The 14,613-nt window shown below is 66.9% G+C and carries 9 protein-coding genes; 4 read left to right on the forward strand and 5 right to left on the reverse strand.

The window, feature by feature from the left end; translation table 11 throughout:
- Positions 1 to 16 precede the first annotated feature (16 nt).
- The 3 genes from AMB_RS15385 to AMB_RS15395 all read left to right on the forward strand — a co-directional run bounded on the left by AMB_RS15385 (position 17) and on the right by AMB_RS15395 (position 2,951).
- Positions 17 to 829, forward strand: a complete 813-nt coding sequence (locus tag AMB_RS15385) for a DUF4384 domain-containing protein (RefSeq protein WP_011385432.1) — start codon at positions 17 to 19, stop codon at positions 827 to 829.
- 113 nt (positions 830 to 942) lie between these two features.
- Positions 943 to 2,337, forward strand: coding sequence for a tetratricopeptide repeat protein (locus AMB_RS15390; protein WP_043744735.1), 1,395 nt, complete (start codon positions 943 to 945; stop codon positions 2,335 to 2,337).
- 5 nt (positions 2,338 to 2,342) lie between these two features.
- On the forward strand, positions 2,343 to 2,951 hold the full coding sequence (locus tag AMB_RS15395; protein ID WP_231848857.1) for a hypothetical protein: 609 nt from the start codon (positions 2,343 to 2,345) through the stop codon (positions 2,949 to 2,951).
- A gap of 146 nt (positions 2,952 to 3,097) precedes the next feature.
- On the opposite strand, the gene AMB_RS15400 is transcribed toward AMB_RS15395, so the two are convergent.
- Positions 3,098 to 3,763, reverse strand: a complete 666-nt coding sequence (locus tag AMB_RS15400) for a GntR family transcriptional regulator (protein WP_043744738.1) — start codon at positions 3,761 to 3,763, stop codon at positions 3,098 to 3,100.
- 260 nt (positions 3,764 to 4,023) lie between these two features.
- On the reverse strand, positions 4,024 to 5,487 hold the full coding sequence (locus AMB_RS15405; RefSeq protein WP_407636031.1) for a tetratricopeptide repeat protein: 1,464 nt from the start codon (positions 5,485 to 5,487) through the stop codon (positions 4,024 to 4,026).
- Positions 5,488 to 5,856: 369 nt separating this feature from the next.
- Between AMB_RS15405 and AMB_RS15410 the strand changes: the two genes are divergently transcribed.
- Complete coding sequence (locus tag AMB_RS15410; RefSeq protein ID WP_011385437.1) at positions 5,857 to 7,452, forward strand: TolC family outer membrane protein; 1,596 nt, start codon at positions 5,857 to 5,859, stop codon at positions 7,450 to 7,452.
- 215 nt (positions 7,453 to 7,667) lie between these two features.
- Here AMB_RS15410 and AMB_RS15415 read toward each other — a convergent pair whose 3' ends face one another.
- The 3 genes from AMB_RS15415 to glgX all read right to left on the reverse strand — a co-directional run bounded on the left by AMB_RS15415 (position 7,668) and on the right by glgX (position 14,576).
- Positions 7,668 to 10,124, reverse strand: a complete 2,457-nt coding sequence (locus AMB_RS15415; protein WP_011385438.1) for a glycogen/starch/alpha-glucan phosphorylase — start codon at positions 10,122 to 10,124, stop codon at positions 7,668 to 7,670.
- Between the two features lie 100 nt (positions 10,125 to 10,224).
- Positions 10,225 to 12,417, reverse strand: a complete 2,193-nt coding sequence (gene malQ, locus AMB_RS15420) for a 4-alpha-glucanotransferase (RefSeq protein ID WP_011385439.1) — start codon at positions 12,415 to 12,417, stop codon at positions 10,225 to 10,227.
- A complete protein-coding gene (gene glgX, locus AMB_RS15425; RefSeq protein ID WP_011385440.1) occupies positions 12,414 to 14,576 on the reverse strand; it encodes a glycogen debranching protein GlgX in 2,163 nt (720 codons plus the stop codon). Before glgX ends, malQ begins: the two co-directional genes overlap by 4 nt.
- Positions 14,577 to 14,613: the final 37 nt, after the last annotated feature.

Below are 14,613 nucleotides of genomic sequence, written 5' to 3' on the forward strand. Positions count from 1 at the left end.
GCGAAGGAGCAAGGCCATGATCCGTTGGACGATCCTTCTGGCTCTTCTCCTGGCCCCGGCCGCCGCCAAGGCCGACTGGGTGGCGGCGCGGGCCGAGCGCCTGTTCCCGCCGGAACAGTCCGAGGCCGAAGCCTGCCGCCTGGCCGAGGACAAGGCCAAGGAGGACGCGGTCCGCCGGATCACCGGCGAACGCCTGTCGTCGGAAGAGCTGATGCGCTGTTCCGAACAGGGCGATCAGGCTGAATGCACCCACAATTCCGCCGTCTGGAGCATGGTCGACGGCGATGTGCGCGCCATCCGCAACCGCCGGGTGGAAACCTTGGCCGTGCTGGACGGCGTCCGCAAATGCGTGGTGGACCTGGAGGCCGAGGTGGTGGTGCCGCCGGGCCGTCCCGATCCGGCGTTCGACCTGGGGGTCCGGCTCAATGGCGCGGTTTATCGCCAGGGCGAGCCCCTGGAGATCACCCTCTCCCCCAGCCAGCCCATGGGCGTGGCGGTGTTCCAGTGGCTGCCCTACGAGACGGGCGAGGCCCAGGTGTCGCGCATCCTGCCCAATCCTTACGACCGTCTCAGCCACATCGACCGCCAGACCACCATTCCCTCGGAGATGGGGCGCAAGCGCTATGTGCTGCGCGCCGACTTCCCCCCGGCGCTGGAGGGCAAGCGGCGCATGGTCGACGAATACCTGATGGTGGTAGCCACCCGAAACCCCGTGGAGTTCCGCGACAGCTACAGCCTGGATGAGTTCAAGGCCCGCCTGCTGGAACTGCCGCGCGGCGAGTCCCGCATGGTGCGCAAGGCCTACTCCATCCTGAGGGCCGAGAAATGAAGCGCCGCGCCGTGTCATCCCGACGACCTGCGGGAGGAGGAATCTCCTCCTGGACCGGCGGATCAGAACCGGCACCGCCATGCCAGACTGAGATCCCTCGGCTTCACCTCGGGATGACAGCCTTGGCATTGCTGCTGGCCGCCTGCACCAGCCCGGTCTATGTGGACCGGGGAGTCGCCGAGGAGGCGCCGCCCCTGGCCCTCAACGCCGTATCCTTCCACCTCTCGGAAGCCTGGGCCGCCCGGCCGCCGTCCTGCGTCGCCGTCCTGCCGCTGACCGGTCCCGAGGGCGAGGCCGCCGTCGATCCGGCCCGTATCGAGGCCGTGCGCCGGGCCATCCACGCCCATCTGGCGCCCCAGGGCCGCCGCGACGTGAAGCCCGCCCGGGTGGATTTCATCCTGGACCGCCTGACCGCCGCCCAGCGGGAGGACCGGGCCGAGATCGGCCGGGCCCTGAAGTGCGAGGCGCTGATCAGCGGACAAGTCACCGAAAGCGGCCGGCAATTCCTGGGGGTCTATTCCCGGGTGGCGGTCGGCGCCCAATTGCGCATGGTCCGGGCCGGCACCGGCGATGTCCTGTGGGAGGGCTCGCACGTGGCGACGCTGCATGCCGGCGGCCTGCCGGTCTCGCCCATTGGCGTGGCCATGGGCATCTTCGAGGCCGCCCGCAACATGGATGACGAGCAGGTCCTGCGCGCCACCGATGACCTGGCCCGGCGACTGGTCTCGACCATCCCCGATTCGGGCATCGTCGCCCTCGACGATCCGGCCGAGCCGCCCGCCCCGGTGCGCGCCCAGCCGCTGTCGCCCGAAGCGCCACGGAAGGCCGGGCTGGAAGCTTTTCTGGACGAGACCGCCGCCCAGCCCCCCGACGAGCGGCGGGCACGGCTGATTCAGGCGCTGGAGCTGGGCCGCTTCGGCGACATGGCGCGCGTTCCCCTGCTGGACGCCCTGGTGGCGACGCCGGGAGCCCGGCCCGAGGACTTCCTGCGCTACACCGACGCCCTGGCCGAGGCCGGCGACTATGCCGGGGCATTGGCCCGCGCCGAACAGGCGGTGGCCCGCGACGATTCCCTGGCTTCGGCCCACTTCGCCGTGGGCCGCATGCGCATCAAGCTGGGCGAACCCGCCCGGGCCGAGTCCCATATCATCCGCGCCGTGGCGCTGGAGGGCGGCAACGGCACCTTTCTCAACGGCCTGGGCTACGTCAACAGCCTGCAGGGCCGCGGCGAGCGGGCGCTGGCGGCCTATGACATGGCCATCCGCGCCAATCCCGCCAACGGCTTCGCCTATTACAATTCCGGGGTCATCCTGCTGGGCCAGGGCGACCGCAAAGCGGCGGCCGATGCCTTCTATGGCGCCGGGCTCGCCTATGTCAGGACCGGGCATTATGGACAGGCGGGCAAGGCGCTTGCCGATCTGAAGGACCTTTCCGGGCCGGGCCTCGACCTTGCCCGCGAGATCGATACCATCCAGGGCGCCCTGGCGGCGCTCGAGAAGAAGGGATGACCCACATGCCGACCCGTTTCGCTCCCATCGCCCTGATCGCCGCCGCCCTGCTGGCCGGCTGCGCCACTCCGGAACCGGGCAGCCCCGCCGCTCGCGCCGCCGCCGAGCAGAAGAAGCAGGAAGCCCGCGTCGCCGGCGTCCAGGCCTCGGTGGACGACGCGCCGCGCTGGTTCACCCAGCCGCCCACCGATTCCGACAGCCTGTACGCCCCCGGCACCGCCACGTCGGGCGACATGCAGATGGCCATGGACAAGGCGACCCTCAGCGCCAAGCGCAGCCTGGCCGACACCCTGCGCGGCTCGCTGTCTTCCAAGCTGAAGGAATTCATCTCGGAAAGCGGCACGGGCGAGGACCCGGTGATCCTGACCGAAAGCGAACGGGTCACCTCGAACCTGATCACCGAGACCAGTCTGGCCGGCTATTCCCGCACCGAGACCAAGCTGGTGCCCCAGGGCGCCATCTACCGCGCCTATGTCCTGCTGCAATACCCTATGGGCAATGCCAATCGGATCCTCATGGACCGGGTGAAGCAGGACAAGATGCTGGAATCCAAGCTGCGGGCCTCCAAGGCCTTCCAGGACCTGGAACAGGAAATCCAGGCCGCCCGCAAATAGAGCAACCTGCGTTAAATCTGACGCAGGTTGCTCAGCGGCCATTGAGGCCGCGGCCAAGCGGCCGGAAGGCTGCGCCCGGCGAGGGGCAAACATGAACCTGGACCATCGTGCGTCATATTTGACGCTCGATGGTCTGGAAACGGCGCTCAGGGCAAGGCGGACGGGGGCACCCCCCGCACCGCGTGATCGCGGGCCATCAGCACGAAGGTCCGCATGGCCCGCCGGGCCGCCCTTCCATCACCGGCGGCAATGGCCCGGATCGCCGCGGCCTGGCCCAGGCCGCCGTGCGAGGCCCAGTCATCGGCGGTCGAGCCCAGCAGCCGCCAATAGGGCAGCAGACGGCAGCGGATCGCACTGCCCGACGCCGCCAGCAACTGATTGCCGCAGATGTCGAATACGGTGGTAAAGAGATCGCCTTCGCCGCCGGTGCCCGCCGGAACGGCGATATGGTCCAGGCGGCCCTGCTCCTCCAGAATTCGGCGCCGCGCCTCCCCGCGGGAGGCGGCAAGCCCGGCGCAGGAGGCCGCCACTTCCGCCAGTGCCTCGAACAGCTCCAGCATCTGGGCGCGTTCCAGCCGCACCACGTTGCCGCCGCGATTCTTCTCGAAATTGGCCAGGCCCAAGGCCCCGAGGTGCCGGAACGCCTCGCGCACCGGGGTGCGGGAACAGCCCAGCCGCGCCGCGATCTTCACCTCGCACAGCTTCTCGCCCGGACGAAGCCGACCGGCCACGATATCGTCGATCAGCTGTTGACGGACCCACTCCGCCGCGGACAATTCCGTAGGATCCTTGGGCCTGCGCACCCGGCTCATTCCTATCGTGCTCAATCCAATCCTCACGCCGAAGTCACGCAACACGTTTTGCGTGCTTTACATGCAAGCACAACCAACGTCACGGACGCATTTCTGTAGATTGCATTCTGAGATTGTATACAGCAAGCACTTTACGCGCTTGCCGGCGCAGATGGCGCACCAGACACAAGCCGCAGCTCGATACACTTGGAAAAGTTTCGCCTTCGAAGCGTTGAAATGCCCGGTCGGACGCCGCCGCCGGACGATGGCCCCGGCAGAAATCAGGCGGAAGCCGGTCGATCCACCCTGGCCCGCAAGGCCTCGGCCAGACGGGCGATGGGCGCCTCCCAGCCCGATTGGCCCTTGCGGCGGAACAGGCGGAAGGCGGGATACCAGTCGGAGGCCTCCCCCTCCAGGCGCCAGCGGAAGTCAGGCACCGACGGCAGCAGCAGCCAGACCGGCTTGCCCAGGGCTCCCGCCAGATGCACCACGGCGGTATCGACGGAAATGATGAGATCCAGCCCCATGAGCATGGCGGCGGTATCGCAGAAATCGGCGCAAAGGTCGGCGGCCTCCACCAGCCGGTCGGCCGGAGGCCGCCCCAGCCGGGGCGCCACCGCCCCGCGCTGCAGGGAATAGAAGGTCACTCCCGGCACGTCGAGGATGGGAGCCAGCATGCGGGCGGGAATGGACCTGTTCCAGTCGTCGCCGTGGGTAGGGCGTCCGGCCCAGGCGAGGCCGACCTTGAGGGTTCCGGCCGGCGCCGCTGGCAGCGGCATCCGCACGCCTTGGGGCACCGACAGATAGGGAAATGCCGCCGGCGCGGCCAGCCCCCCCAACAATCCCGGCAACGACAGCAGGGTAACGGCCTTGTCGAAGGGCGGCATGGGGCCGGCTTCCCCCACGACGGCGTCCAGCCCCGGAGCGGTTTCCATCAGCCGGATCAGTTCCGGCTGGCAGGCCAGGATCACCCGGTTGACGCCCCGTGCCTTGAGCTGCGGCACATAGCGGATGAACTGCAAGGTATCGCCATAGCCCTGCTCGGCCTGCAGCAGCAAGGTGCCGCCGCCCGGCAGATCGGCGGGCAGGGGCTCGCCCGTCCACACCCGGTCGACCAGATAAGGCGGTAGATTGGGATGCCCGCGCCACCGCCACTCGTATTCCCGCCATCCCTCCTCCATGCGCCCGGCAAGCAGCAGATTGAGGGCGAGATTGGTGTGGAACTTGGGTTCCTCGGGATTGATCTCGATGGCGCGGCGATAGGCCGCGTCGGCCTCGTCCAGCCGTCCCTGCCGGTGTAGGGAATTGCCCAGATTGCTCCAGGTCTCGCCACCCTTGGCGCCCAGCGCCAAGGCCCGGCGGTGGCAGGTCTCCGCCTCCTCTGCCTGTGCGGTGCCCAGCAGGGCATTGCCGAGATTATCGTGGATCGCCGGAGAATCCGGACGAATCAGCGAGGCGGCGCGCATCATGGGCACCGCCTCGTCCCGGCGCTCCAGGCGCTCCAGCGCCACGCCCATATTATTCAGCATATCGGCCAGATTGGGGTCGGTGGCCATCGCCGCGGCGGCACGATAGGCCTGCACGGCATCGTCATAGCGCTTGCCGCCCATCAACACCCCGGCCAAGGCATTCAGGGGGCGATGGTCGCGCGGCATGAGGCCGCCGGCCCTGCGCAAGGCCTCCGCCGCCGCCTGAAGCTGGTCGGGGAACGTCGACAGAACCTCCCCCAGATGCAGCCAGGCCATTCCCAACCTTGGGTTGATCCGTACAGCGTGCTCAAGACTGAGCCGTGCCTCGGAAAACCTCCGCAAGCGTCCCTGGACCAGACCGAGGGCTGCATGGGCCTCCGCCAGACCAGGAGCCAGCTCCACCGCCCTTTCGGCACAGGCTTTCGCCCCGTCCAGTCCCCCAAGGCGCACCCTCATAACCGCAAGGCGCGCCAGGACTTCCGCATCTCCGGGCAGTCGCTCGGCGAGGCGCGTCAGAAACCTTTCGTCCTCCACATCCATGCCCGACATGCCACCCACCCGAAATCGCCATGCTGAATCGCTTTAGTCGATTCACAAATTAGACATTCCGGTGTATATCAGAGCCATAGATTGGGGGCCAGCCGCGTGCACACATTGGGGAACGTCGTCATTCGAAGCCGGAGGCTCAGACTTTGGGCCTTGGCGACCACCGTTCTGGCGGCGTACTGGACGCCGGTTGTCGCCGGAACCCTAGAAGACGAGATGCGCGAGCTCGTCGCAACCAACCCGCAGATTCAGGCCAAGATGAAGGGCGTGAACTCCGCCGATGAAGGCATCCGCGTCGCCCGGGCCGGATACCTGCCCACGGTGAAGCTGTCCGGCGACCAGGGCCATGAATATATCGACAGTCCCGACCGGCGAGGCACCCAGGGCAAGCCGTTCATGGACAAGCGCAATACCAGCGGCCTGACCGTTACCCAGAAGATTTTCGACGGTTTCGCCACCGATTCGACCGTCGAGTCGGCCAAGTCCACCCGGCGTATCTCGGAATCCGATCTGCGCGCCACACGCCAGGCCACTCTGCTCGAGGGTGCCATCGCCTATCTCGACGTCATGCGCACCACCAAGCTGGTGGCGCTGTCGCGCGAGAACGAGCGCAAGGTCGCCGAACAGCAGAACCTGGAAGACGAGCGCGTCCAGAAGGGTTCGGGCATCGCCTCCGACGTCTTGCAGGCCAAGCAGCGCCTGCAGTTGGCCAAGGAGCGCCGGGTCAATTACGAGGGCGAGTTCCACGCCGCCGTCGCCCGCTTCACCCAGGTGTTCGGCCATGCCCCCGACGTGGCGTCCTTGTCCGACCCGCCCCTGCCGCTGGACCTGATCCCCGAGACCCTGGATCAGTCGCTGGAAGCGGCCGAGAAGGACAACCCCACGCTGGAATCGGCCAGCAGCTCCATCGTGCTGTCGGGCGAAAAGCGCAATATCGCAGAGGCCGGCTACTATCCCACCCTCGACCTGGTGGGCAAGGCCGATTACGAGCACGGCAAGAATGCCACCGTCGGCGTGCGCCGCGACTGGTCGCTGATGCTGGTGGCCAGTTGGGAATTGTTCTCGGGCTTCAAGACCGACGCCTCCGTGGCCCAGGCGTCCTGGGATCACGGCGTCAGCAAGGATAACCGCTACCACACCAGCCGCAAGACCGCCGAACAGACCCGCACCGCCTGGCACAAGATCCAGACCGCGCGCCAGCGTCTGGATCTGCTGGAAAATGCCGCCGTCCTGGCCGAGGAAGTCTGGGCGGCGACCATGAAGAAGCGTGATGCCGGCAAGGCCACCGTCACCGAAGTGCTGGACGAGGAAACCCGCATCAACGAGGCCCGGATCAACTACACCGGCGCTTATTACAGCATGTATCAGGCATCCTACGAACTGATCGCCCTGATGGGGCGCCTGGAGGTGGACAACCTCAGCCGGGCCAAGCCGGCCAGTTCGCTGGACGTCACGCCGCTCAAATCCGTGGACTACACCTATCCCAAGGACAAGGCTCCCAAGCCGCAGGCCGCCCGGCCCGCGCCTCCGGTTGCCAGGGCCGCCCCGGCGGCGCCTGCCACCACCGCCATTGCGGCGGCCGAGCCTACCTCCACCGAGGGACAGGCCGCCAATGCCGCGGTCATGGAGCGGGTCCGCGATCTGGTCGCCACCCAGCAACAGACCGAGCACTCGTCCTTCTGGACCGTCCGCTGATCGCCCCTCCGCGTCAGGCTTGACAGGCTGCGGAGATACTCCGCTTGCGCGGCAGGGCGACCGCCCTGACCCGTTCGGAGGCACAGCCTCCGAACCTCCAGTTCTTTAAAACGCTGAAGGGTTCGGGAAGCCGCGCTTCCCGATTGGGGGGCCGGGGGCAAAAGCCCCCGCAGTGACGTTGCTCCGCAGCCTGGCGCCAAAGCCCCAAGCGACGGCTACAGCGCCCCCCAGATCTCCCGGGCGTACTCGGCCACCGTGCGGTCGGACGAGAACTTGCCCATGCGCGCCACGTTGAGGATGGCCTTACGGGTCCATTCCTCGGGATCGCGATAGGTCTGGTCCACCCGTTCCTGGGCGGCCATGTAGAGCGGGAAGTCGGCCGACAGCAGATAGTGGTCGCCACCCGTTGTCAGGATATCCACCAACGGACGGAAGCGGTCGGGCTGGTCGGGCGAGAAGAAGCCGCTGCCGATCATTTCCAACGCCCAGGTCAGGTCGGGATCGGCCTTCACCGCCGCCACGGCGTCATAGCCGTCGACCCGGCGCCGCGCCACATCCTGCGCCGAGAGGCCGAACAGGAACATGTTTTCCTCGCCAACCTCTTCGCAGATTTCCACGTTGGCGCCGTCCCAGGTGCCGATGGTCAGCGCCCCGTTCATGCTCATCTTCATGTTGCCGGTGCCCGACGCCTCGGTTCCGGCGGTAGAGATCTGCTCGGACAGATCGGCGGCCGGCATCACCAGCTCGGCGGTGGAGACGTTGTAATTGGGCACGAAGATCAGCTTCAGCTTGGCCCCGACCAGCGGATCGTTGTTGATCACCTCGGCCACGTCGTTGACCAGCTTGATGATCAGCTTGGCGATGTGGTAGCCGGGCGCCGCCTTGCCGCCGATGATCACCGTGCGCGGCACCGGATTGAGCAGCGGGTTGGAGCGGATGCGGCCATAGCGGGTGATGACGTGCAACACGTTCAGGAGCTGGCGCTTGTATTCGTGAATGCGCTTCACCTGGACGTCGAACAGGGACTCCACTTCCACCTCGACGCCCAGGCGCTGGGACAGCATGGCGGCAAGGCGTTCCTTGTTGGCCCGCTTCACGGCGGCGAAGGCCTTGCGGAAGGCGGGATCGTCGGCCAGCGGCTCGAGCTTGTGCAGCTTGTCGAGATCGGTGATCCAGCCGTCGCCGATCTTCGACGTGATCAGGGCGGACAGGGTGGGATTGGCGGCCAGCAGCCAGCGCCGGGGGGTCACGCCGTTGGTCTTGTTGGTGATCTTGCCCGGGCTCAGGTGCTCGAAATCCGAGAAGATGGTGCTCTTCATCAAGCCGGTATGGATGGCGGCGACGCCGTTGACCTTGTGGCTGCCGATCACCGCCAGATGGCCCATGCGCACCCGGCGCTCATGCCCCTCGGCGATCAGCGACACCCGGCGCAGCAGTTCGGAATCGCCGGGATGGCGATAGCGGACGCTTTGCAGGAATTCGTGATTGAGGGCGAAGACGATTTCCAGGTGGCGGGGCAGCACCCGTTCGAACAGGTCGATGGACCAGGTCTCCAGCGCCTCCGGCAACAGGGTATGGTTGGTGTAGGCGCAGCAGCCCCGCACCAGATCCCAGGCCTTGTTCCACTCGATCTGGTGCTCGTCGACCAGCACCCGCATCAACTCGGCCACCACCAAGGCGGGGTGGGTGTCGTTGAGCTGGATGGCCACCTTGTCGGGCAGCAGAGCCCAGTCGGAATGGCTTTTTCGGAAGCGGGCCAGGATGTCCTGGATGGAGGCGGCGACGAAGAAATATTCCTGCTTGAAGCGCAGTTCCTTGCCCCGGTCGGTCATGTCCGAGGGATAGAGCACCTTGGACAGGGTCTCGGATTCGTTCTTGTCGCGCACGGCCTCGATGTAATTGCCGGCGTTGAAGTATTTCAGGTCGAACTCGCGGGTCGACTTGGCCGACCACAGGCGCAGATTGTTGACCACCTTGCCGCCATAGCCGGGGACCGGCACATCGAAGGCCATGGCCATCACTTCCTCGGCATCCACCCATTGCGAGCGGGTGTGGCCCAGAACATCGCGGAAATGGATGACGCGCCCGCCGAAGCGGACGGGGAAGATCACGCCCGGCCGGGGGAATTCCCAGGGATTGCCATAGCGCAGCCAGTTTTCCGGGCTTTCCACCTGCCAGCCGTTGTCCACGTGCTGGGTGAACATGCCGTAATCGTAGCGGATGCCGTAGCCGAAGCCCGGCACACCGATGGTGGCCATGGAATCCAGCAGGCAGGCGGCCAGGCGCCCCAGGCCGCCATTGCCCAGGGCGGCTTCCACCTCCCAGGCGGCCACTTCGTCAAAATCCTGGCCCAGATCGGTGATGGCCTGGCGCACGGTGTCGTAAAGCCCGAGATTGATCAGGCTGTTAACCAGGGTGCGACCGATCAGGAACTCCATGGACAGGTAATAGACCCGCTTGGAATCCTCGCGGTAATAGCGGTTCAGGGTCGGCATCCAATGCTCGGTGACCCGGTCGCGCACCGTATGGGCGGCGGCCATGAACCAGTCGCGCGCTGTGGCGTTGATCGGTTCCTTGCCCACCGTATAGAGCAGGTGGCTGCCGATAGCCTCCTTGATGCTGGCCAGATCGTCGCCCAGCAATCTCACGACCGGAGGCTTTGCATTCTTCATACCTGTCTTCCCGCCTGTTCCATCCGTGGACATTCCGCCATGAAACAGCAGCGCGGGCAAGGGCGGTCACGCCCAGGGGGCACCCGATCCATATGAATTTTTACGTACGGCCGGCATCCCTCAAGGCCTCGGCCGTCGCCACCATGCGCCGGTCGGCCAGAATGGCCGCCGACTCGGCCTTGTAGCGCAGGCGCCAATTGGGATGCTGGATGGTGGTGCCGGGCAGGTTCATCTGGAGTTCCTGGCCCAGGACGTCTTCCATCTGCACCATCATCAGCCGGGAGGCGGAGCGGCCGAGATAGGCGTGAACGGCCGCCGACAGGGCGACAGCCTGGACATCCGTGAGCGCGGGACTCGCCGGGAAATCGGCGGGCAGCAGGCCTTGGCCCGCCAGCGCCGCCACCATGGCGACGCGGTCGGCGGCGCGGGCCTGCCGCTCTTCCGCCGCCTGTCCCTCGCGGGGATAAAGATCGAGCTTTTCCCGGCGATCGATGTCCTTGCCCGCCCACCAGCCGCGCAGGGACGGCAGGTCGTGGGTGGCGGCGATGGCCAGGGCCTTGGCATCGAACTCCCGCGGCGGGCGCACGGCGCCATCCTTGGTCTTTTCGAACACCATCACCCGGTAGGCGAAGATGCCCATCCGGTCCATGCGCTCGCGGAAGCCGTCGGGGACGGTGCCCAAATCCTCACCGATCACCAGACAGCGATTGCGCTGGCTTTCCAGCGCCACCAGCCGGAACAGATCCTCGACCGGATAGCGCACATAGGCGCCCTGGTCGGCGGGCTGGCCCGGCGGCACCCAGTACAGCCGCGCCAGGCTCATGGCGTGGTCCAGGCGCAGCGCCCCGGCATGGCGCATATTGGCCTGCATCACCTCGATGAAGGGGGCGTAGAAATTCTCTCGCAGCGTGACGGGATTGAACGGCACCAGCCCCCAATCCTGCCCCTTGAGCGCCAGGGGATCGGGGGGCGCCCCCACCGAGACGCCCAGGGCCAGGGAATCCTGCTGGGCCCAGGCCTCGGCGCCGTCGCCGGCAATGCCCACCGCCAGGTCGCGGTAAAGGCCGATGGCGGCCCCCGCCGCCTTGGCCCGATTCTGCGCCTCACCCAGCTGCTCGTCGGCGATGAACTGCAGCCACTGGAACAGCTCGACCTGCTCCACATGCTCGACCGCAAAATCGGCGATGGCGGGAGACTCGGGACGGCGGAACTCCGCCGGCCACTGTCGCCAATAGGGGGTGCCGTCGCGGCTGAACCTGTCGTGCAGAGCCTCGAACACCGCGAAGCGCCGCCCCGACACGCCCTGCTCGATCTGGAAGGCGCGGAAGGCCTGGCCGCGCGGATTGTCCTCGCCCATGCAGGTCCGGCGGAACCAGCGGTACAGCACTTCCAGCATGGGCCGCGCCAGGCGCATGACGTCGGGATAGTCGATCAGCGGATAGCCGCGCAGCCGCGCCAGATTGGCCTGATAGCCGGGCGAAGCGAACATGCGCTTGGCCTCCAGGCATTCGGCGAACTCGGGGATGGCCTCGATATCGATATAGGCGATGTTGAGAAAGCGCCGCGACGAGGGGGAATAGGGGCTGAAGCGCTCGGGATCGGCGGGGAACAGGGCATGCAGCGGATTGATGCCGACGCAGGCCGCCCCCATCCTGGCCGCGCCCTCGGCCAGTTCGGCCAGATTGCCGTAGGTGCCCACCCCCCAGTCGCGCTCGGAGCGCAGGGAATAGACCTGGGTGGCGATGCCCCAGGCGCCGGTATCGCGCTCCACCACCTCGGGCACGAAGGCCCGCGGCGGGGTGACGATCAGCGCCATCTCGCCCAGCGCCCCCTTGGGGCCGGACAGGGTCAGGCGGTGATAGCCGCAAGGCGGAAGCGCCGGCAGGTCCAGCCAGCGGCGATGGATCAGCCGTCCGTCCAGCTGGTACTCCTCGCCCCAGCGCAATTCGCCGGGCCGGAAGGTGCCGGTGTGGCGGATGCCCAGTTCCTCTTCCAGCACCCAGGAATGCTCGAAATCATCGGCCTCGGCCGGCAGGGTGACGGCGATGGAGGGCGGGGACGAATGCTCTTCGGCCATCAGCACCGGGTCCAGTGTCCGGCGCCAAGGACGGCTTTCCAGATCCTTGAGACTGGCCCAGACCTGCTCGTCGCTGTCGGCGGGCAGCCCCATGGCGGCCAGGAAGACCCGCTTGGTCTGAGGCGGCACCACGCGCCATTCGCCGAAGAAGTCCCACCAGCCGTCCTCGATTCCCGCCAGCCGCGCCAAACGGTCCAGAGCGTCGGTTCCGCTCATTCCTCATTCCCCTCGATTTCATCTCGCCGCAATCCGCGCATACCGCCCGAACGGCGCAAAACCGCCAGGGAACGCTGCCCCAGCGGATAGGTGATCCCCGCCGCCCAATGAGTCCCCGCATGGCGGCCGGCGGGATCGTTGGTATCAAGCACCAGTTCCCACGACCGCCCCAGGCTGGGCGGCGGCAGCACATAGGGTACCGCCTCGTGATAGGCGTTGAGCAGCACCAGGAAGGTGTCGTCCATCTCTTCGTGCCCCGTGAGGTTGTCCACGGCGCAGGATTCGCCCCCCAGCACGAAGCCCAGCGAGCGGGCGAAGGGCGTGGTCCAGTCGGCATGGCCCATCTCGCGCCCCTCGGGCGTCACCCAGACGATGTCCTTCAGGGGCGAGTTGGGCAGGCGCTTGCCCTCGAAAAAGCGGGGACGGCGGAACACCGGATGGGCCTTGCGCAGCGCGATCAGGCCCTGCACGAAGGCCAGCAGGTCCTCGTCCACCTGATCCCAGGCGACCCAGCCCAGTTCATTGTCCTGGCAATAGGCGTTGTTGTTGCCCTTCTGCGACCGCCCCATCTCGTCGCCGGCCAGCAGCATGGGAATGCCCTGGGACAGCAGCAGGGTGGCCAGCAGATTGCGGCTCTGCCGTGCCCTCAGCGCCGTGATCTCGGGATAGGGCGACGGTCCCTCGTGACCGCAATTCCAGGCGTAATTGGCGTCGGTGCCGTCCTTGTTGGCCTCGAGATTGGCCTCGTTGTGCTTGCGCTCGTAGGTCACCAGGTCCTTGAGGGTGAAACCGTCGTGGCAGGTGACGAAGTTCAAGCTGGCCCAGGGCCGCCGCCCGCCCCAGCCGAAGATGTCGCTTGATCCGGTCAGGCGCGAGGCCAGATCGCCGATCACCCCGCCCTCCCCCGTCCAGAAGCGCCGCACCGTGTCGCGGTAGCGGCCGTTCCACTCGGACCAGCCGGGGGGAAAGCGCCCGACCCGATAGCCGTCTCCCCCTAAGTCCCAAGGCTCGGCGATCAGCTTCAGCCGGGACAGCACCGGGTCCTGGCGCACCGCGTCGAGGAAGCCGGAGGTATGGTCGAAGCCGCCCTTGCCCCGCACCAGCGACGCCGCCAGATCGAAGCGGAAGCCGTCCACGTGCATCTCCTCGGCCCAATAGCGCAAGGAATCCATCACCATCTGCAGCACGCGGGGATGGGCGAGGTTCAAGGTATTGCCGCAGCCCGAGTAATTCTCGTACCAGCGCTTGCCGTCCGGCCCCAGGCGGTAATAGCTGAGATTGTCGATGCCGCGATAGGACAGCGTCGGCCCCAGGTGATTGCCCTCGGCGGTGTGGTTGTAGACCACGTCCAGAATCACCTCGATGCCCACGTCGTGCAGCCGCGACACCATGGTCTTGAAGTCGCCGTGCGGGCTGGCGGAATAATAGCGGGCATCGGGGGCGAAAAAGCCGATGGAATTGTAGCCCCAGTAATTGCGCATGCCCCGGTCGGCCAGATGCTTCTCGTCGATCATGGCGTGGATGGGCAGCAATTGCAGCGTGGTCACCCCCAGACGCCGCAGGTGGTCGATCACGCCGGGCTGGGTCAGACCCAGGAAGGTGCCGCGCATGCCGTTGACCACGCCGGGATGCTTCATGGTCATGCCGCGCACATGGGCCTCGTAGACGATGGTCTCGGGCCACGGCACGTTGGGGCGGCGGTCATCACCCCAGGTGAAGGCGGTATCGATCACCCGGCACTTGGGCATGAAGCGGGCGTTGTCGCGCTTGTCGGCCACCAGGTCCAGCTTCGGCGTGCCCGGCTTGAAGCCGAAATGGGTGTCCGACCATTCGAAGCTGCCGGCATGAGCCTTGGCATAGGGATCGAGCAGCAGCTTGTGGGCGTTGAAGCGATGGCCCTCGTTGGGGTCGTAGGGGCCGTGGACGCGATAGCCGTAAAGCTGGCCCGGCCGGCAATCGGGCAGATAGCCGTGCCAGACCTCGTCAGTGTATTCGGGCAGGGCGATGCGCTCCACCTCGCGCAGGCCGCGCCGGTCGAACAGGCACAGCTCCACCTTCTCGGCATGGGCCGAGAACAGGGCGAAGTTCACGCCATTGCCGTCCCAGGTCGCCCCAAGAGGATTGGCCGAGCCGGGAAGAATGCGGCGATGGGAGGTCATGCGGGCCTCAAACGGAAATTGTCCTTCGCTTGTACCG

The organism is Paramagnetospirillum magneticum AMB-1 (genome assembly GCF_000009985.1).
GTDB lineage: Bacteria > Pseudomonadota > Alphaproteobacteria > Rhodospirillales > Magnetospirillaceae > Phaeospirillum > Phaeospirillum magneticum.

Bases quoted from the DNA above. Each gene is read 5' to 3' on its own strand.
- AMB_RS15395 (WP_231848857.1), top strand. From the start codon at position 2,343: ATGCCGACCCGTTTCGCTCCCATCGCCCTGATCGCCGCCGCCCTGCTG.
- AMB_RS15390 (WP_043744735.1), top strand. From the start codon at position 943: ATGACAGCCTTGGCATTGCTGCTGGCCGCCTGCACCAGCCCGGTCTAT.
- AMB_RS15400 (WP_043744738.1), bottom strand. From the start codon at position 3,763: ATGAGCCGGGTGCGCAGGCCCAAGGATCCTACGGAATTGTCCGCGGCG.
- glgX (WP_011385440.1), bottom strand. From the start codon at position 14,576: ATGACCTCCCATCGCCGCATTCTTCCCGGCTCGGCCAATCCTCTTGGG.
- malQ (WP_011385439.1), bottom strand. From the start codon at position 12,417: ATGAGCGGAACCGACGCTCTGGACCGTTTGGCGCGGCTGGCGGGAATC.
- AMB_RS15385 (WP_011385432.1), top strand. From the start codon at position 17: ATGATCCGTTGGACGATCCTTCTGGCTCTTCTCCTGGCCCCGGCCGCC.
- AMB_RS15415 (WP_011385438.1), bottom strand. From the start codon at position 10,124: ATGAAGAATGCAAAGCCTCCGGTCGTGAGATTGCTGGGCGACGATCTG.
- AMB_RS15405 (WP_407636031.1), bottom strand. From the start codon at position 5,487: ATGGCCTGGCTGCATCTGGGGGAGGTTCTGTCGACGTTCCCCGACCAG.